The sequence below is a fragment of the Zoogloea oleivorans genome, assembly GCF_008107625.1.
GTDB lineage: Bacteria > Pseudomonadota > Gammaproteobacteria > Burkholderiales > Rhodocyclaceae > Zoogloea > Zoogloea oleivorans.
Genome location: NZ_SDKK01000103.1, coordinates 1 through 1,135, shown reverse-complemented (window position 1 = coordinate 1,135; position 1,135 = coordinate 1). Strand labels below are relative to the sequence as shown.

Genomic DNA, 1,135 nt, shown 5'->3' with positions numbered 1-1,135 from the left:
TGGCGGCCACGGATTCAGGTTCGAGCTCAACACCGGTGGCCGTGATCTTGAAATTAAGCATGTTTCCTATCGTTGTACGTCTAAGGAGCGTTTATTTTCTTGGTCAGTCGAGCGGCACAGGACGCCCCAATTATCTCACGACTACTCACGCAACTAACTTGGGCTGCCAGGACATGTGCGTGTATCGTTCGGCGAAGGCAGTACGACCAATTGCGGTCCTCTCATGCGTCCAGGCCGATGACCGCTTGGCAGCGGAAGCAGATTTTGGATGTGTATCATGCAGCCTATGCAAAACGTTAGATTGACCATGGCCGAGCGAGTCCGACGGCTTAACCCTACGCCGCAGACCCTGAGACGTCTATTTGCGCTATCGCAGAACCGGTGTGCTTTCGAGGGCTGCACGCACCCCGTGATCGACCAGGATGGAGGATTGCTGGCTGAGGTTTGCCACATCGAAGCAGCGAACCAAACTGGCCAGCGCTTCAATCCGGCTCAGACCAACGAAGACCGCCGACAGTTTGAGAACCTTATCTTACTGTGTCGGAACCACCATCGCGAGACAGACGATGTTGAACGGTTTCCGACTTCTGTCATGAAGCAGATGAAGGCTGTTCACGATTCCAAGGCAAGCGCTGTGGGGATGACAAACGGCTTGGCGCAGGAGCGATTCGTCGATCAGAGCGCCTACGCTAGCCTTCAACTGCCAATGAATTTCCAGCAACTTGACCTGTCCTTGCTCGAAGATACGTTCTTCCCGGATGCGCGCAAAATCATGGAGGCCGTCGCCCGCCTTCCTAGCCTGACTCGAAGCCTGTACGCACACGCTCTGGCCAACAGCCACGCTTGGCCGAACGACCTCTCTATCTATTGCGACCCATTCGAACTCACGCTGCGCCTGGACCATTCCTACGAAAAGCTGAAGCCGCACTTCTCGATTCTCGAAACCAACGGACTCATTTGGTTTCCCGAGTACCGAACAGACTGGACTCACCCCAATACGCCAGGCTTCCGGTCCTACTTCCGTCAGTTCGACAAGGAAGATAACGGCATCTACTTCCTGCTACTGGCCACCAGGCGCTTCGAGAGAGAGAAAGAGGTGCTGGTGGACATTTTCGAGAACGGCGGTTTCAACTCT

At 54.9% G+C, this 1,135-nt stretch carries 1 protein-coding gene; it reads left to right on the top strand.

The annotated features are described in order from the left end of the window. Positions 1-268: 268 nt before the first annotated feature. On the top strand, positions 269-1,135 hold an 867-nt coding region (locus ETQ85_RS25995; RefSeq protein WP_148581860.1), incomplete at its 3' end, for an HNH endonuclease.